Origin of the sequence: Pseudomonas asgharzadehiana (genome assembly GCF_019139815.1) — a bacterium.
Lineage (GTDB): Bacteria > Pseudomonadota > Gammaproteobacteria > Pseudomonadales > Pseudomonadaceae > Aquipseudomonas > Aquipseudomonas asgharzadehiana.
On the sequence record NZ_CP077079.1, the window covers coordinates 1,455,999 to 1,473,420 of the forward strand.

Annotated in this window: 15 protein-coding genes; all 15 read left to right on the plus strand. The window is 59.4% G+C overall.

The features are described from left to right. Complete coding sequence (locus KSS96_RS06625) at window positions 1-357, plus strand: hypothetical protein (RefSeq protein WP_217855888.1); 357 nt, start codon at window positions 1-3, stop codon at window positions 355-357. A 1-nt stretch (window position 358) separates the two neighbouring features. Then, window positions 359-2,053, plus strand: coding sequence for a portal protein (locus KSS96_RS06630; RefSeq protein ID WP_217855890.1), 1,695 nt, complete (start codon window positions 359-361; stop codon window positions 2,051-2,053). Beyond that, the gene (locus KSS96_RS06635; RefSeq protein ID WP_217855892.1) at window positions 2,053-2,346 is read left to right on the plus strand and encodes a Bbp19 family protein; all 294 of its coding nucleotides are present in this window, start codon (window positions 2,053-2,055) and stop codon (window positions 2,344-2,346) included. Before KSS96_RS06630 ends, KSS96_RS06635 begins: the two co-directional genes overlap by 1 nt. After that, the gene (locus tag KSS96_RS06640) at window positions 2,343-3,050 is read left to right on the plus strand and encodes a hypothetical protein (protein ID WP_217855894.1); all 708 of its coding nucleotides are present in this window, start codon (window positions 2,343-2,345) and stop codon (window positions 3,048-3,050) included. The genes KSS96_RS06635 and KSS96_RS06640 overlap by 4 nt, the downstream gene beginning before the upstream one ends. Window positions 3,051-3,079: 29 nt before the next feature. Continuing rightward, window positions 3,080-4,075, plus strand: coding sequence for a major capsid protein (locus tag KSS96_RS06645; RefSeq protein ID WP_217855895.1), 996 nt, complete (start codon window positions 3,080-3,082; stop codon window positions 4,073-4,075). 37 nt (window positions 4,076-4,112) lie between these two features. Further along, window positions 4,113-4,505 (plus strand): Bbp16 family capsid cement protein, encoded by a 393-nt coding sequence (locus KSS96_RS06650; RefSeq protein WP_217855897.1) that lies wholly within the window; start codon window positions 4,113-4,115, stop codon window positions 4,503-4,505. Further along, window positions 4,498-4,851, plus strand: a complete 354-nt coding sequence (locus KSS96_RS06655) for a hypothetical protein (RefSeq protein WP_217855899.1) — start codon at window positions 4,498-4,500, stop codon at window positions 4,849-4,851. The genes KSS96_RS06650 and KSS96_RS06655 overlap by 8 nt, the downstream gene beginning before the upstream one ends. Window positions 4,852-4,910: 59 nt before the next feature. Next, window positions 4,911-5,510, plus strand: a complete 600-nt coding sequence (locus KSS96_RS06660; RefSeq protein ID WP_217855902.1) for a phage connector family protein — start codon at window positions 4,911-4,913, stop codon at window positions 5,508-5,510. Next, complete coding sequence (locus KSS96_RS06665; protein WP_217855904.1) at window positions 5,507-7,849, plus strand: phage tail protein; 2,343 nt, start codon at window positions 5,507-5,509, stop codon at window positions 7,847-7,849. The genes KSS96_RS06660 and KSS96_RS06665 overlap by 4 nt, the downstream gene beginning before the upstream one ends. After that, entirely contained in the window at window positions 7,836-8,303 is a 468-nt protein-coding gene (locus KSS96_RS06670) for a phage protein Gp13 family protein (RefSeq protein WP_217855906.1), read from the plus strand. Before KSS96_RS06665 ends, KSS96_RS06670 begins: the two co-directional genes overlap by 14 nt. A 3-nt stretch (window positions 8,304-8,306) precedes the next feature. After that, window positions 8,307-8,777 (plus strand): virion core protein, T7 gp14 family, encoded by a 471-nt coding sequence (locus KSS96_RS06675; protein ID WP_217855907.1) that lies wholly within the window; start codon window positions 8,307-8,309, stop codon window positions 8,775-8,777. After that, complete coding sequence (locus tag KSS96_RS06680; protein ID WP_225913315.1) at window positions 8,777-10,870, plus strand: hypothetical protein; 2,094 nt, start codon at window positions 8,777-8,779, stop codon at window positions 10,868-10,870. Before KSS96_RS06675 ends, KSS96_RS06680 begins: the two co-directional genes overlap by 1 nt. Beyond that, a complete protein-coding gene (locus KSS96_RS06685; protein WP_225913316.1) occupies window positions 10,867-12,624 on the plus strand; it encodes a hypothetical protein in 1,758 nt (585 codons plus the stop codon). The genes KSS96_RS06680 and KSS96_RS06685 overlap by 4 nt, the downstream gene beginning before the upstream one ends. Then, on the plus strand, window positions 12,621-15,170 hold the full coding sequence (locus tag KSS96_RS06690) for a hypothetical protein (protein WP_217855909.1): 2,550 nt from the start codon (window positions 12,621-12,623) through the stop codon (window positions 15,168-15,170). The genes KSS96_RS06685 and KSS96_RS06690 overlap by 4 nt, the downstream gene beginning before the upstream one ends. A gap of 69 nt (window positions 15,171-15,239) precedes the next feature. Then, on the plus strand, window positions 15,240-17,393 hold the full coding sequence (locus KSS96_RS06695) for a putative phage tail protein (protein WP_217855911.1): 2,154 nt from the start codon (window positions 15,240-15,242) through the stop codon (window positions 17,391-17,393). The last annotated feature ends 29 nt before the right edge of the window (window positions 17,394-17,422 follow it).

The following is a 17,422-nucleotide window of genomic DNA, read 5'->3' on the forward strand; positions in this document are numbered from 1 at the left end:
ATGTGCGGAAAGAGCATTAAGAAATTGGTCAACAAGGTGGTCAAGCTCGACCCGTTGCGCGGTGGTGACGTCATCCTTGAAGGCATGGGATTGCCGAACATGTTCGGTGAGAACACTGGCATGTTCAACAAAGCTGAGCGCGAGAAGGCAGCAGCAGAGGCGGCCGCTGGCGCCGCAGGCTCTACCGAATCGACGGCGGTGGCAGCCACTACCTCAAGCGACTCAGTACAGGCCGCTGTCGAGGCTGAGCGCAAACGCCGCCTTGCCCAGTCGGGGCAGAACGGCACCATCTTGACCGGATCTTCTGGCCTGCTTGGTGGCGCCAGTACCGGGCAGAAAACGTTGTTGGGGGTGTAAGTTGGCCGACTCCCTGCGCGAACGCTGCGAGAAGCGCTACACCGCTCTCAAGAGCGAGCGCGACAGTAATTGGCTGCCTGAGTGGAAAGAACTGGGGGACTTTATCAGCCCGCGCTCTGGCCGCTGGTACAACACCGATACGAACGACGGCAAGCGCCGCGACCAGAAGATCATCAACCCACAGGCCACGTTTGCGGCTCGTACGCTGGGCGCTGGCATGCACACCGGCATGACCAACCCGTCGTCGCCTTGGGTGAAGTTTGGAACGCCAGACCCAGGCCTTATGGACTATGCCCCCGTCAAGGAATGGCTGTTTGCAGCAGAGAAGGCTATGCGCGAAGTCATGGCCAGGGGCAACCTTTACAGCGTGCTACCAAACCGCTACAGCGAAGAAGGCATATTCGGCACCGCGCCGATGGTTGTTATGCCCGACGACAGCGACTTGCTGCGCTCGTATCCGCTGGCTGTAGGCAGTTACATGCTGGCCAACAATAGCCGCAACCAGGTGGACACGCTTTACCGTGATTTCCGCATGACTGGGCGCCAGATGGAGCAGCAGTTCGGCAAGGACAAGATGTCCACCACGGCGCAGAACCTGCTGGCCAGCAAGCCAGACGCCTGGATCGACATCTGCCACGGCATCGAACCCAACGATACCCGAGAGAAGGGCCGCAAGGACAACGCCAACATGCCGTTCCGATCCGTGTACTGGGAGAAGAGTGGCGACAAGGATTCAATGCTGCGGGAGTCGGGATTCAAGGTGTTCCCGGTCATGGCGCCGCGCTGGGATGTGCTGGGTGAAGACGTGTACGGCACCGGCCCTGGCTCAATGTGCATCGGTACCACCAAGGCCATCCAGTTGATGGAGCGCCGCAAGGCCGAATTGCTTGAGAAGGGCGTGCGTCCACCAATGGGCGCACCCGCCAGCCTCAAGAATCAGCGGGCTTCCATCCTGCCAGGCAGCATCACTTATCTGAATGACATGCAGGTCGGCGCCAAGTTTGCGCCGTTGTATGAGGTTCAGCCTGCATGGCTTGGCCAGTTGCGTGGTGAGATCGCTGCCGACAGCTCGATCATCGACACAGCCTTCTTCGTCGATCTGTTCCTGATGATCAGCCAGATGGACAGCGTGCGCACCGCGTACGAGATCGCAACCCGCAAGGAAGAAAAGCTGCTGATGCTCGGCCCGGTGCTGGAGCGCCAGACCGATGACTTGCTCGATCCGCTGGTCGACATGTACTTCAACCAGATGCTGGAGCAATCCATTCCACGCTGGCAGGGGATGTTGCCGGGAGCGCCACTGTTGCCACCTCCACCAAAGGAGCTGGCCAACATGGACTTGCGTATCGAGTTCACCAGCATCTTGGCTCAGGCACAGAAGGCTATCGGCGTTTCCAGCATTGAGCGCGCTATTGGGTTCGCCGGCACCGTGGCGGCTACAACCCAAAGCCTGGAGCCGCTCGATCTGCTTGATGGCGATGAAGCCATGCGCCAGTACTTCGAGCTTATCGGTGTGCCGCCAACTATGGTGCGCGCTGACGATATGGTCTCGCAGATCCGCCAGCAACGCGCGCAGCAGCAGCAAGCGGCGCAGATGCAGCAAGAACTGGGTACGGCCATCCAAGGCGCCCAGGTGCTGAGCCAGACCGACACCAGCGGCGATAACGCCCTGACCGCGTTGGCAGGTGCTGTGTAATGGCCGAGCAACAACCAACCGAGCAGGAACTGCAGGACATCGCCGACTTCAAGTGGCTGATGAGCGACCACCGCGGGCGCCGCTTCATGTGGCGAACCCTCGGCCATTGCAAGCTGTTCCAGGGCTCAATAGGCCCCACAGACGCAATCACGAACTTCAACGAAGGCCAGCGCAATGTTGGCCTTCTTCTTTTGAGCCAGGTGAACGACCTGACCCCATCGCTGTACGCGGTCATGGCTGCTGAGAACGCGCCGCAGCCGATCCCCGAACAAACCCAGGAGACAGATGAATGAGCCCTTTGATGATGAAGCTGCTTGGCCGCGTGTACATGAACGAGGCACCAGCTGATGGCGGGCAGGGTGGCGGTGCTGATGCTCCGGTGCCCGCTCCCGCAGCGGACGCCCCGGCCCCGGCTGCCGAAGGTTCGGTATTGACCCCGCCAGCCCCAGCGGCTGCACCGGCGCCAGATGCAGCCAAAACCCCTGAGCAGATCCAACAGGACGCCGACGCGGCAGCGAAGCTCAAGGCCGATACCAGCGCGCCCGAGGCCTACGAGGCGTTCACCCTGCCCGAAGGCATGGAGATGGACGCGGATGTCCTGGGCGAATTCCAGAGCCTGGCCAAGGAACTGAATATTCCACAGGCCAAGGCCCAGCAGCTGATCGACTTCCAAACCCAGCTGGCGACCAAGCAGGCCGAGCAGTACCAGGCAGCAGTGATCAAGCAGGGCCAGGACTGGGCGGCGTCCATCAAAAGTGACCCTGAAGTAGGCGGTGAGAACTACGACAAGAGCGTAGAGAGCGCCATCAAGGTCATTCAGTCCTTCGGCGACCCGGCATTGACCGAGCTGCTGAATACCTCCGGGCTGGGCAACCACCCGGCCCTGTTCAAGTTCTGCCACCGCATCAGCTCGGCTATCTCGGAAGACAAGTTCGTCATGCCCGGCAGCCAGACCAACGCACCGAAAGAAATGAGCATCATCGACGCCTTCAAGTAAGGCCCTGACCAACCGTAGGAGATACACAGATGGGCATTTTGACCTCTACCATGCCGACCTTGCTGGATAAGTTCAGCCGGGAAGACAGCCAGAAAAAGATCATGAAGATCGTCGAGCTGATGGCCAAGCAGAACGATATCCTCATGGACGCCGAATATCAGGAGTGCAATGACGGCTCCAAGCACAAGACCACCATGCGCTCGGGCATCCCTGAGCCAACATGGCGCCTGTTCAACAAGGGCATTCAGCCAAGCAAGTCCACCACTGTGCCGGTACTCGATACCACCGGCATGATGGAAGACTACGGCCTGGTCGATAAGGCTCTGGCTGATCTGTCGGGCAACGCCGACGCCTTCCGCGTATCCGAGAACATCGCCAAGCTGCAAGGCTTCAACAACAAAGCTGCGCGCTACATGTTCTACGGCAACACCGGTTCTGAGCCAGAAGCGTTCCTCGGCCTGGCGCCACGCTACAACAGCCTGGCAGCAGAATCCGGCGCCAACATCATCGACGCAGGCGGCACCGGCTCCACCAACGCATCGCTCTGGTTCGTTACCTGGGGCGAAATGACCACGCATTTGCTGTATCCAAAGGGCAGCGTGGCCGGCTTCCAGCACCGCAACCTGGGTGAAGACACCGTCAAGGATGCGGTTGGCGGCGAATACCAGGCCTACCGCGATCACTTCAAGTGGGACATCGGCATGTCGGTACGTGACTGGCGCGCCAACTCGCGTATCGCCAACATCGATGTGACCGCCCTGACCGCCGATGGCGCGACTGGCGCCAAGCTGATCGAGCAGATGATCAAGGCCTATTACCTGCTGGAAAACCCTATGCAGGGTGAGGGCCGTACCGTCATCTACGCCAACCGCACCTTGCAAACCTTCCTGCACCTGCAGGCCATGAACTCCAAGAACGTGAACCTGACTATCGGCGAATACGCCGGCAAGAAGATCCCCGAGTTCCTGGGAATCCCAATCAAGCGTGTTGACGCACTGCTGAACACCGAAGCCCGCGTAGTCTAACGACTGCGTGGTTTTCCTCTATTTCGGAGAAACCATCATGCTTTTTGACGCAAAGCTGCTCATGTCGAGCGCCCAGGCCATCACCGCCACGGCTGCATCGACCGACATCATCGATCGCGGCGACACCAAGGATGTGGGTCGCACCGGTGATATTCCGTTGCTGATCCAGGTCGTTGAAGCGTTCAACACCCTGACCAGCCTCACCATCGAACTGCAAGCCGATGACAACTCGGCGTTCAGCTCGCCGCGCTCCCTGTTTCAGGTAGTTGTTCCGCTGGCTGATCTGAAGCTGGGCTACCAAACGCCAGTCATCACCCTGCCGCAGAAGACTGAGCGCTATCTGCGTGTCAACTACACCGTGACCGGCACCGCGCCTACTTTGGGCAAGGTAACCGCCGGCGTGGTCGCTGGAGTACAGACCAATGCCTAAGCGCTATGAAGTGCTGGAGCGGTCGTTTATCAACGGCCAGCTCTATGAGCCAGGCGAAGTGCTGGTGCTGGAGATCGACAGCCCCGGCGGCAACCTGAAGCAGCTGGGCGGCAGTGCAGCATCCGCCGGCAAGCAGGGCGCTGACGCTGCCGACTTCACCGCCAAGCACAATGGCGGCGGCCGCTTCATCATCATCAACAAGGGTGGCGACCGTGTTGGCGAATTCACCGGTAACAAGGATGAAGCGGAAGTGGAAGCCGCACGCCTGAATGCTGGCGGTGAAGTTGCCGGCAAGCAGGGCGCTGACGCTGCTGAAACTGGCAGCAACGGCCTGCCGGACGCCTGATCACCAGTAGCAATCCTCAAGGGCCCTTCGGGGTCCTTTTCTTTTTCTGAGGTTCCCGAATGTCCAGCGACGTAGAGATTTGCAACATCGCCTTGTCTCGGGTTGCCAACACCCAGCCAATCGTATCGTTCACGGAAAAGAGCAAGGCCGCTGAGCTGTGCCGGGTGTTTTATGGCCCGCTTCGCGAGTTGGTGTTGCAGGCATTCCCCTGGCCGTTCGCGGAATCCATCGTTGCGCTGGCCAGCCTGGGCAATCCTGCGCCTGGCTGGGCCTACCGCTATCGCTACCCGGCAGATTGCTTGCAGGTTCGAGATATCGTTCAGCCAGGATGGCGCAGGGCGCTATCCGCCGACCAGCAGATCCCTTTCAAAATTGGCTACGACTCTGGCGGTCGAGTGATCCACACCGACCAGCCGGAGGCCGCATGCCGCTTTACCTTCAAGGTCGAGGACTCAACGTTCTTTGACCCGCAGTTCGCTGACGCACTGGCCTGGCGCTTGGCGATGGATCTGGCATTACCGCTCAGCTCCAAGCCGGACCTGCAGCAGTTCGCCGCCCAGCAATACCAGATGGCCTTGACCATGGCCGAGGGGTCAGCCCTCGAAGAATCCCAGGACGATCCAGAGCCTGAATCTGAATTTATTACGGTGCGAGCATGAGCGGAGTACTTCAGCCAACCTTCGCGGCGGGCGAGCTGTCACCATCGGCCAGTGCCCGTACCGATATCGCTCGGTACTACACCGGGCTGAAACTGTGTCGTAACTTCACGGTGATGCCATACGGCGGCGTGCGTAACCGAGCAGGCACTCGGCTGGTTGCCGAGGTAAAGGATTCGACCAAGCGTTGCCGCCTGATCCCGTTCCAGTTCAATGACGTACAGACCTACGTGTTGGCATTCAGCGACCTGAACATGCGCGTCATGAAGGATGGCGGGCAGGTGCTTTATAGCTCTGGCCCCAACATCGGGCAGCCATTCGAACTGGCGCTGCCATACACGCAGAATGATTTGAGCCTGCTGAGCTTCACTCAGTCGGCCGACGTCATGACGTTCGCCCAGCCAGCCTACAAGCCTCGTGAACTGAACCGTCTCGCGCATGACAACTGGACTACGGCAGAGATCAACCTGGCGCCGCGTATTGCAGCTCCTGCAACGGCGACAGCGGTTACCGGTGGCGGTTCTGGGGTTTCCCAAACCTGGCGCTACCAAGTGACCGCGGTGCTTGACGATGGCAACACGCTTGACGAATCACTGCCAGTCACGTCGAACCCCATTACCAGTCATGCCGACGTTGCATCAGCCACCATTACCTGGACGGCTGTCACTGGTGCGAACTACTACATCATCTACAAAGACAACGCCGGCGCAGGGATCTACGGCTTTATTGGTCGCGCCACCGGCACCACCTTCACCGACCAAAATATTACCGCTGTCAAGACTGACACGCCGCCGAACGGCAATGACCCATTCGTGGGTACCGGTAACTACCCAGGTGCAGTGGTGTATTACCAGCAGCGCTTGATATTCGCCGGCAGCGATTTGAAGCCTCAGACGGTATGGACAAGCAAGACCGGCCTGTTCAAGAACTTCGGATACTCGGTGCCGAACAAGGATGACGATGCAATCACCTTCACCCTGAGCAGTAACAAGGTGAATCGGGTGCGCCACCTACTGGGCCTGCGCAAGTTGATTGCGCTCACCACGGGTGCGGAGTTCACCATTGCCGGCGGTGAAACAGGGCTTTCAGCCAAGACCGTACAGGCAAGCCCTGAGGGCTACGACGGCTCATCCATCGTTCCGCCGGTGGTGGTTGGTAACAGTGCCGTGTACGTCCAGGCGCGAGGCAACCGCGTTTCATCGTTCGGCTACTCCCTGAATGCGGATGGATTTGCCGCTGACGACCTGACGCTGTTCAGCGCCCACCTATTCAAGGGCAAAGAGTTGACGAACGTTGCGTATCAGAAGGTGCCTGACTCAATTGTCTGGTACGTGCGCGACGACGGCGTTCTGCTGGGGATGACCTATGTTCCCGAACAGCAGCTGGTTGGATGGCACTGGCATGACACTGATGGCTTTGTTGAGTCCATTGCATGCATCCCCGAGGGCCAGGAAGACGTTCTGTACATGGTGGTACGCCGCAACATCAACGGCGTGCAGAAGCGCTATATCGAGCGCATGGCAAGCCGGCAGATCACCAGTATCGAGGACGCGTTCTTTGTCGACTGTGGCCTGACCTACGACGGGCGAAACGCCGATACAGCCAAGACAATGACCCTGTCCGGCGGTACCACCTGGGGCTTTCCCGAGGTTGTCACCATGACTGCCGTGGGGCATACGCCATTTACGGTTGGGAGCATTGGCGTCAATTACTCGCTGAAGGTGGTGGTTACTGACGAGAACGATGACCAAACCACCGAGATCGTCCGTGTGGAGGTGGTTGGCTACACCAGCGCCAGCGTTGTCACCGTAGAACTTCAGATCGTTTGCCCGGCACCGCTGCGTGGCGTACCCGTTTCGACATGGGCGCGCCAGGTCAAAACTCTGTCGGGGCTGGGCCATCTCGAAGGCAAAACAGTTTCGATCCTGGCTGACGGCAGTGTTCACCCTCAACGCGTCGTCACCGCCGGAACGGTAGTGCTGCAAGAGGCCGCAGGCATTGCACACGTCGGCCTGCAATACGTATCCGATATGGAAACCCTTGATCTTGAGCTGAAAAACGCCAATGAGACCGTGCAAGACAAGAAGATCGCGGTCACTGGATTGACCATACGCGTCGAAGAGTCGCGGGGCATTTTTGCGGGCAAGGACAAGAACCACCTGTACGAATGCAAGACCGATCGTGATGAATACGAACTGCCTATTGATCTGCTCACTGGACAGGCTGAAATTCCGATATCCAACGACTGGCAGGGCAAGGGCCGGGTGTTCATTCGTCAGTCAGACCCACTACCACTGTCGGTCCTGGCTGTTATCCCGGAGGTGACAATTGGCGGCCGCTGATGTGTTGCCCATTGAGCCAGAAGATGTGCCGGTGATCCTGCGAGATGTGCGCCAGGCCGACATAGACGAGATCGTTGAAGGGCTCGGCGTCTCCCTGGAGATGGAGCTGCTGGAGGGCATTATTGGCAGCCTCAACGCCCGCAAGATCGTCGTCGATGGCCAGATCGTCGCCGTATTCGGTGATGCGGTACACAGCGTCTTGGGCTCCATCGGCGTGCCCTGGCTCATCAGTACCATCCATGTAGAGCGCAACGCCCGAGCCTTCCTCAAGGTCTGCAAGCCGGAGGTGCAGGGGATGCTTACCCGGCACCGGCACCTCATGAATTACGTCGACGCCCGAAACACCTCGGCTATTCGCTGGCTGAAATGGTTGGGCTTCGAATTCGGCGAGGCCATCCCATACGGGCCAAAGCGCCTGCCGTTCTACCCCTTTACGCTGAATCGAGAGGAATAACCCATGTGCTGGATGGCATTGATACCCGTCGCTATCGGCCTGGCCGGCAGCATGATGCAGGCCCAGGGACAGAAGCAGAACGCCGGGTTCCAGTCGGACATGATGCAGCAGAATGCCGGTTTCAAGCGGCAGACGGCTCAGGAAGTACTGAATGCTGGTGACACGTCAGCAGACTGGCAGCGCGTGCGAACTGGGCAGGCCATCGGCACCCAGCGCAGCGTACAAGCGGCCAACGGAATCGACGTGAACAGCGGTAGCGCCGCCCAGATTCAGGACGATACCGCCATGCTTGGCGAGCTTGATGCCCTGACGATCCAGAACAACGCCGCGCGCCAGGCCTATGGCTACCGCGTACAGGCCAGGCAGGACCTACTCAACGCCAACCAGACTGTGCAGAACGGTAACACCGCCGCAATGGGCTCGATCCTTGGCGGTATCGGTGGCGCATTCGGTTCATTCGCGGGGGCTCGATAATGCCACGGGTACCTACGTACGATACGGCCCAGGTTCAACAGCAACCGACCGGCGCCATTCAACTGCAAGGCGTAGCGCCTGACACCACCTCGATTGCTCAGGGCCTTCAAACTCTGGGGCGCGGCGCGCAGATGCTCATGGACAAAGAGCGCGAGAAGGCCGATACCGCGCTACTGATGGATGCCGACAACCAGCTCACCAAGTGGCAGCAGCAGAGTATGTACGGCGAGAACGGCGCCTATACCCGCAAGGGTCAGAATGCCTTGGATGTCACCAACCAGACACTTGACCAGTTCGACAAAGCTCAGGCCGAGATTGCCAAAACCCTGACCAACGATCAGCAGAAGACCAGGTATGCGCAGATCGTCAACAGTCGGCGCAACTCCCTGTCCAGCGATTTGAACCGTTACGAGTACGGCGAGCGCCAGAACTATTACGGGCAAGTCGAAAAGGCCCAGCTTGAAACCTCTATGCAGGGCGCCGCTCTGGAGTATCAAGACCCGAGCAAGGTTGATCAGTATCGGCAGAAGGTTGACGCAGTTCTGTCCAGCCGTGCCCAGCGCCTTGGGCTGTCGCCTGAAGCCGCGCAGGCTGAGCGCCTGGAAACCAACAGCGGCATGTCCAGCGCAGTGATCCAGCGAATGCTGATTGACTCGCCGCAGAAGGCAAAGAGCTATTACGAGTCCTATAAGGACACGATGACGGCCGAAGACCAGATACGCACCAGTAACGGTATTGACCAGGGCTTTCGCCGCCTTGAGGCCGAGGCCCGCCAGCGCCAGGTTGAGGCCCGGCAGATGCAGGCCATCAACCGCATGGAGCTGGGCAGTCGAGTGCAGGATGCCAGTGCGGCCTATTCGCAGGGCCTGGACTTCGACAATCCGCCGTCGAAAGTAGACTTTGCCGCAGCGTACGGGCCGGAGAAGGGCGCCAAAGAGTACGAGCGCTTTTCCAAGGTTCAAGAACTGGCCCCAGCCATTCGTGAGTTTGCCACCGCTGACCCGCAAGAGCGCCAGCAGATCCTGTCAAAATTCCAGCCAGGCAAGGACGGCACCGCCGGCGAGGGCTTCAAGGAAGATAGCCAGCTGTATCAGCACCTCACCAACGTCGGCGTGCGGCTGATGAAACAGCAGCAGGACGACCCGGCAGCATATGTAGCCAAGTACAGCCCAACTGTGCAGAACGCTTTTGTGGCCGCTCAGCAAGATGGAACGCCAGAGGCCTACCAGGCTTACGCGCGTACCACCCTGGCCGAACAGCAGCGCCTTGGCGTCAAGCAGCCCAAGCTGTTGCCGGATGCGGCCGCCGATCAGTTGGTTGCCAACTTCAACAACCAGATCAATGGGGGCGAGAATGCCGCCACCATGATCGAGCAGCAGCAAGAGCTATGGGGCAAGGACTTCCCGGCTGTGTTGCAGCAGGTCGGTAACAAGCTGCCGGCCGAAGCCCAGGTGATTGCCACCGGCTTGCCGAAGGATGTGGCCGAACGCATGGCTTCCGTGGCATCTATCAAGGACAGCGACCTGCATGCAGGGCTTCAGAAAGGGCAGAAGGATACGATCAATCAGTCTGTATCAGCTGCCATGGCGCCGTTCGCCCAGTCTTTGCAAGGTCAGTCTGGCGGCATCAACACCTATAACACCATGTATCAAGCGGCCGCCCGCACTGCGACGTCCTACGTACTCCAGGGCATGGACCCGGAAAAGGCTGCAAGCAAAGTCGTGAATGGGATGCTCAACGACAAATACGACTTCTTCGGCACCTACCGCGTGCCAAAAACCCAGGACACCGATGCTGTCAGTCGAGGCGCCCAGCAGGCTATGCGCCAGATCAAGCCTGATGAGCTGATGCCGCTGCCTGGATTCGCCGGTGTTACTGAGGAGCAGAACCGCCAGCAGTTGCACGACGCACTTCAATCCAGCGGACAGTGGGTGCCGAACGAGGATGAAAGCGGGCTGTCGCTGACTCTGAATGGCTATCGCGTGCGTGGCGCCGACGGCAAGCCAATCACTCGCAGCTGGGCCGATCTTCAGCAGAATGGATTGCGCGAGCCTGATCAGTACCGCGTGGCGCCAATGGGGTTCATGCCATGACCATCTATGCAGGCGATGCCCCGGTCCTTGACCGGCGGACAATGCTCGATATTCCGGCCGACGCCGGCGAGGTATGGGATGCATCTTTTGGCGGTGCCTACGCAACCAACCCAACCTCTTCCGTTATGCGCATGCGAGCACTGGAAGATGAAGAGGTAGGAGCCCCCCAAGTTGGCGCAGGCCTTGGGCGCCTTCCGTCGCAGCGTCTCGCACCGGATACACCTTTGCTCGACGCTCAGGCAGCACGGGAAAAGGTTTCAGGCATGGGCCTGGATATCAAAATACCCGAGCAAGGCATCCGGCAGGGCGCTCTGGACATTCTCATTGATCGTCACCGTGAGCAGGCCGCCCGCCAGCAGGTCATGACTCGAGCGAACGGCGGGGCGTTTGGCACGCAGTTAGCAGCCGGTATATCCGCTTCTCTGCTTGACCCGCTCAACATCGCTTCGGCGTTTGTACCCGTGGTTGGCGAGGCTCGCTATGCGTCAATTCTGGGTCGTGCCGCTACACCATTGGGCCGTGCCGGTGTTCGCGCTGGCGTCGGCGCCGTTGAGGGCGCCGTGGGTGCTGCGATTATTGAGCCACTGCCGCTTCTGGCGGCCCAGCAAGACCAGACTGAATACGGCCTGTCCGACTCCCTGGCCAACATCGCCATGGGCGGCCTTCTGGGTGGCGGGCTGCATACTGTAGGGGGGGCAGTGTCTGACGCCCTGCGCCGCCGAATCGCGACCGAGCCTACCCCGCAAGTCGAAAGCGTGTTGAATTCCGGTGATCGTCAGGCCCCGCAGCCGTCGCGCTCGGCCGACTTCGATCGCGTGTTTGACCAAGACCCGGAAACAGCACTGCGCGGCGCACTTGCCCGCGACCTGGAGGCTGATGGCGCCACCCTGTACCGCAACGCTGAACGTCAGGCCATTGATGAGATCAGGCCGACACTGACAGGTGAGCGTGTCGGAAACGTGGCAGACCTGCATGTTGAGCGCCTTGCTCTGACTCAGCGCGCCATGGGGCTGGATGCAACGCTCAAGGACCTGGCCAAAGAGTTCCAGGGCCAGCGCATGACCCGAAAACAGGCAGAGCGCGCCGCGCGAGACACTATCGCAACCCAGCGCGAGCAGATCGGCGCACGGCAGTCCGAAATTAACACCGCCCTTGAGCGCAACCGTGCAGGTGAGTTTTATCGACGTGACCTTGGCTTGATCGAGCGTGGCGAAGTTCCAGAGCGTTTACGCCCGCAGATTGAAGCCCGCGCCAAGCAGATCATGCAGGGTTACCAGGTGCGCCCGCTGGGCCCGGCCATCCGAACCGCGCGCGAGACCGCTCAGGATGCGGACTGGACCGTGCGCGACAGTGCGTTGCGTACCGCTGTCGCTCAGGCCGTCAGCGGCCGTGATGTCGACGTGCAGGCCCTGTTCGATCTGGAAGCCCCAGGTAAAGCTGCTGGGGCACTGGAGTACGTAAAGCGCCCGCTTACCCGCCGTCTTGATCCAGAAGGCCAGGCCGAAAGCCTGCGTGTAGACAGCGCGCCAAAAGCCCAGCCCCAGGACGAATTGGAAGCCACCCGCCAGCAATTCGAAGAGGACGAGGCACTGGTTAACGAGATGCTCGACCAACTCCCCGAACAGGACCGCGCCGACGTCATGGCCGCCAGCCGCGACGAAGCAGAAGCCGCCCAGGCCCAGGCCGACCGCGCCGAACAATACTCGAAGGCATACCGCGCCGCAGCCGTATGCGACATAAGGAACGGACAATGACTCCTTGCATTGATGCTGTACGGGCTGCCGCCGGCAACCTGGAAGACAGAGAGGTTGCCGAAATATTCGAGTTGTTGCGGGGGAGAGCCAAGGAACTGATGGCCAGGGAGGGCGCGCTGGGAATGGAGCAGGCCACGTTGCGAGCGGCGGACGAGCTGGGCAAGCAGGCCCAGCATGCGGCGTTGATCGAGAAACGCAATGCGCTGCTCAACTTGCGCCGCCGCGGCGAGATCGTTTCCTTTGTGCGCGGCAGCTTCGCCGATCGGCCAGACCTTGGCATTGAATCGCTGTTGGTTGGGACCAACCTGTCCCGGCAGGGCTCTCGCATGTCTGTCGCCGCCGAGCAGAAAGCCCTGGGCGATGCCTATATCGGCGGATTCATTCACGACCTTGAGCGCCAGGACCTGACTGGAATCCTGGCCAAGGGCGATTCAGATGTAGATATCGCCGATGCACTGTGGAAAATCGGCACGAGCCAAGACACCTCAAAGCTCAACGATCAGGTGGTAAGCATCGCCCGAGCCATCCAGAAGTACCAAGAGGCGGCGCGTATCGATGCGAACCGCGCCGGCGCCAATATCGGCAACTTGCCAGGCTACATAGCCCGCCAGAGCCATGACGGCGAGAAGATCGGATCTGCAGGTTTCGATAAGTGGCTTGAGGAAATTCAGCCGCGCCTGGACCCTCGAACTTTCGAGGATGTAACCAATCCCGCACAGTTCCTGCGTGGCGTCTATGACGGCCTGGTTTCGGGTGATCACCTCAAGGCGCCAGGCGATAAACCCTCGAACGGCTTCAAGGGCCCGGCCAACATCGCCAAAAAGGTCAGTCAGGAACGGGTCCTGCACTTCAAGGACGGCGTTGCCTGGCACGAATACAACACCATGTTTGGCACCGGAAACCTGCGCGAGTCCGTGCTGCGCGGCCTGGACATGGCTGGGCAGAACACCGGGATCATGCGCCGACTCGGAACCAATCCAGAAGCGAACCTGAACATGGCCATGGATATCCTGGCCGAGGATGTGCGCAAGTCGGGCGACCCGAAGGCGCTGACCAACTTCAATACCGCTCGCGGAAACATGATCGCCAACCGCTTCGCCGAGGTTAGCGGGGCAACCCGGATACCAGGCAATGCTTGGGCCGCCAGGATTTCGGCCAACGTCCGGGCATGGCAATCACTGTCAAAGCTTGGCGGCGCATTGCTGTCGAGCTTTGCTGACCTGCCGGTGGCCGCCAGTGAAATGCGGTACCAGGGCAAGAGCTTCCTGGGTTCACTTGGGGAAATGACCGCCGGACTGGCCAAGGGCCGTGGCAGCCTGGAGCAGCGTGAGATTCTTTCGAGTTTTGGGGTGTATGGGGATGCCATGCGCGGCGAGATCATGCGGCGCTTTTCTGCCGATGACTCTGTGGGCGGGAAGATGTCGCGAGGGATGTCGCTGTTCTTCAAGTTGAACGGCCTATCCTGGTGGACCGACGCCAACAAGGCCAGCGCTGGCCTGATGATGGCGCACAACCTGGCGCAGAACAAAGGCAGGGCGTGGGGCGGCATGGACACTGGCCTGCGCCGCACGCTTGAGTTGTACGACCTCGATGCCGGCAAGTGGGATCTGTTGCGCGGGATGGATACCCGCATGGCTGATGGACGGGACTATATGACCACCGACGGCATTCCCGGCATTCCTGATGAGCGCATCAGCGCATATCTCGCTGATCAGGGGCGAAAGGTGTCCGACGCGGCCGTTCGCGAAACCAGGGAAGGCCTGGAGCGCAGCCTGCGCGCCTATGTCAACGACCGGGTAAGTTATGCGGTGTTGGAGCCTGACGCCCGCACGCGCTCGATCATGAACCAAGGCACCCGGCCGGGTACGATCATGGGCGACCTCAACCGGTTCATGACCCAGTTCAAGAGCTTCCCTGCTGCGTATATGCAGAAGACCCTGGGCCGGGAACTGTATGGCCGTGGATATGCGCCGACCCCGCTGGGGGAGGGCTATCGGGGCAGCAAGGATTTGATCGCCGCCCTGCGCAACGGTAATGGCGAGCGCCTGGCTATGGCTCAGTTGCTGCTGTGGACCACGGCATTTGGCTATCTGTCTATGTCTGCCAAGGATGCGGTCAAGGGCCGCCAGCCACGGCCAGCGGATGATCCCAAGACGTGGATTGCTGCGATGACCCAAGGCGGCGGGTTCGGGATCATGGGCGACTTCATGTTCGGCGAGGTCAGCCGCTTCGGCAACAAGCCGCTTGAAACTCTCGCCGGTCCAACGCTCGGCACCGCCGCGAACGTTATCGATCTGTGGGCCAAGGTCCGATCAGGTGATGACGCGGCATCGTCAGCGCTGCGTTTGGCCCAGAACAACACACCTTTTCTCAACCTGTTCTATACGCGCATCGCCATGGACCACCTGTTCCTGTGGTCGGTGCAGGAGGCCATGAACCCAGGGTCGCTACGCCGAACCGAGCAACGCATCCAGCAGGAAAACGGCCAGAAGTTCCTGGTCAAGCCTTCGCAAAGCTACCTCGACCCCCTGGGCATCGCCCGATAACCGAACACACCCCACCGAATCCCGCCATTGAGCGGGATTTTTTTTGCCCAGAGAAAAGGAGTCACAACCGTGACCGTCAACACAATCGACAGCATTGCCGAGTTTGATACCAACGGGGTTACCACCAATTTCCCGTTTTATTTCAAGTTCCTGGCAAATGAGGACCTGGTTGTCACCTATGTGAACCCGGCTGGCGTAAGCAGCACGCTGACCCTTGGGTCGCAGTACACCGTGAATGGGGCAGGCAACGATGCAGGTGGGAGCATCGTGACGACGTCCGCACTCGCCGGCCCCGGACAGCTTGTCGTTTCGCGCGAGATGCTCGCCTATCAGCAAACGTCGCTCAGAAACCAGGGCAAGTTCCTGGCAGAAACCCACGAGGACGTGTTCGATCGTCTGACCATGCTCTTCCAGCAGGGGCTTTCCATTGCCAAGCGCGCCTTGATGCGCAAGCCAGGCACTGATTACTTCGACGCCGAAAACCGCAACATTTCGAATCTGGCTGACCCTGTAGCACCGAAAGATGCCGTGAACAAAGGCTGGCTGGCCACCTACCTTGAGGCGTTCACCGGCGCCATCGTTTCCACTGCCAGCATCCCGTACGACACCTTCACGCTGTTCGACTTCCTGCGCTTCTGGAATGCGCGTGCTGTTGACAGCATTGCCGAGCTTCGTCTGCTTTCGTCTGCAAGAAACCAGAAGGCTCACGTCTATGGCTACTATGACAAGGGCGATGGCGGCGGCGGGTATTACTACGTCGACACCACAGATACCACGTCTGCTGATAACGGTGGCACCGTCATCGTCGGCATCGATGGTGCGCGGTGGAAGTCCTCACGCACACGGGTTGTCACCCTGCGACAGTTCGGCGCGAAGGGTATTGGCACCGATGACACGGCAGCAATGCAGGCTGCTATCTACTCGGGTGCCAAAAAGGTCAAATATGGGTCGGGAACATATGGTGTAGGGGCCGCTGGGTTAACTGGCGTGGCAAGTCAGATTTGGGAGGGCGATGGTGATCTGGTTTGCATCCTAAAGATGCTAGTGCCGCCGACGCTGGACATGGTCTATATCCAGCAGAAAACTAATTTTGATATTTCCGGTATTTGCTTTGATGGCAACGGACAGTTAACCGCCGGGGTTGGCCACTTCCCAAGTCTTCTGCCGTGCGTGCATATCTCAGAGTGCAGTCAGTTCAAAGTTGTGGATTGCAGATTTATTGGCTTTTACAACATGGGCCTGCTAGCGAACGTAGTATCTAAAAGTTCGATTCGCGGAAATCATCTTGACCGTGGTGGCAATGATACTTTCATTAACCATGGCATCGGTGTTAGCGGTGAATCCTCGGACATGCGGATCGAGGGTAACCGGTGCTACTACTGCCAGATATCGGTCAACGCCATCAATACGATCATCGATGGGAACATCGTTACTGGCTGGGGGTTCAGCGCTGGGATCAATACTCAGGCAACGTCGTCGTGCTACAACCTGACCATCACCAACAACATTTGCCACGACTCCAGGCAAGAGGCGGATGTATCTCCTTACTGGCCGCAGGGGATCGAAAACTGGGCGCCAAACTCGATCATCACGGGCAACATCTGCTACGGAAACTTCGGTGACGGAATTGGCAACGGCGGTAAGAACTGCCTCATCGCCAACAATATTTGCTACAACAACAGGTCGTACGGGATTTTCAACGCCTACCAAGATGCAACTTACAACGCTAGCGGGACGCTGGTGGTCAACAACAAGATGTACGACACCAGAGTCGGTGGGTTCCGTTACCAGCAGGGGGGTTATGCTGAGCAGCCAGGCGGCCTTACCGGAATCATGTTCTCCGATAACCAGGCCACGAACAACATTGGGGCAAACGTTTTCAACTGCACCGACCGTGCAACCGCCGCCCAATACGATTGGATCCCGATCACGGTGTTTACAAACTCCTGGCTTGATTATGGTGGTGGCACTTTCAGCCCTGTCTCTTATTACAAAGATACAGATGGGATTGTGCATCTGAGGGGGGCTATAAAGTCAGGTACTGTAGCTGCTGCTGCGTTCCTGCTCCCCGCAGGATTCAGGCCTGCCGGCAACTCTTATTTCCCATGCGTATCCAACAACGCATTTGGGTTCTTCAATATCACCACTGGCGGTGGCGTGGTCCTTCAGGTAGGCAGCAATTCCTACGCGTCGCTCGATGGGATCTCATTCAGGGCTGCATGATTTGGGAGTGGTGTTCGCCGGCAGGAGGC

Excerpts from the sequence above, each read along its gene's own strand:
- KSS96_RS06650 (WP_217855897.1), top strand. The coding sequence starts at position 4,113 with ATGCTTTTTGACGCAAAGCTGCTCATGTCGAGCGCCCAGGCCATCACC.
- KSS96_RS06625 (WP_217855888.1), top strand. The coding sequence starts at position 1 with ATGTGCGGAAAGAGCATTAAGAAATTGGTCAACAAGGTGGTCAAGCTC.
- KSS96_RS06645 (WP_217855895.1), top strand. The coding sequence starts at position 3,080 with ATGGGCATTTTGACCTCTACCATGCCGACCTTGCTGGATAAGTTCAGC.
- KSS96_RS06680 (WP_225913315.1), top strand. The coding sequence starts at position 8,777 with ATGCCACGGGTACCTACGTACGATACGGCCCAGGTTCAACAGCAACCG.
- KSS96_RS06665 (WP_217855904.1), top strand. The coding sequence starts at position 5,507 with ATGAGCGGAGTACTTCAGCCAACCTTCGCGGCGGGCGAGCTGTCACCA.
- KSS96_RS06685 (WP_225913316.1), top strand. The coding sequence starts at position 10,867 with ATGACCATCTATGCAGGCGATGCCCCGGTCCTTGACCGGCGGACAATG.
- KSS96_RS06660 (WP_217855902.1), top strand. The coding sequence starts at position 4,911 with ATGTCCAGCGACGTAGAGATTTGCAACATCGCCTTGTCTCGGGTTGCC.
- KSS96_RS06635 (WP_217855892.1), top strand. The coding sequence starts at position 2,053 with ATGGCCGAGCAACAACCAACCGAGCAGGAACTGCAGGACATCGCCGAC.
- KSS96_RS06675 (WP_217855907.1), top strand. The coding sequence starts at position 8,307 with ATGTGCTGGATGGCATTGATACCCGTCGCTATCGGCCTGGCCGGCAGC.
- KSS96_RS06655 (WP_217855899.1), top strand. The coding sequence starts at position 4,498 with ATGCCTAAGCGCTATGAAGTGCTGGAGCGGTCGTTTATCAACGGCCAG.
- KSS96_RS06640 (WP_217855894.1), top strand. The coding sequence starts at position 2,343 with ATGAGCCCTTTGATGATGAAGCTGCTTGGCCGCGTGTACATGAACGAG.
- KSS96_RS06690 (WP_217855909.1), top strand. The coding sequence starts at position 12,621 with ATGACTCCTTGCATTGATGCTGTACGGGCTGCCGCCGGCAACCTGGAA.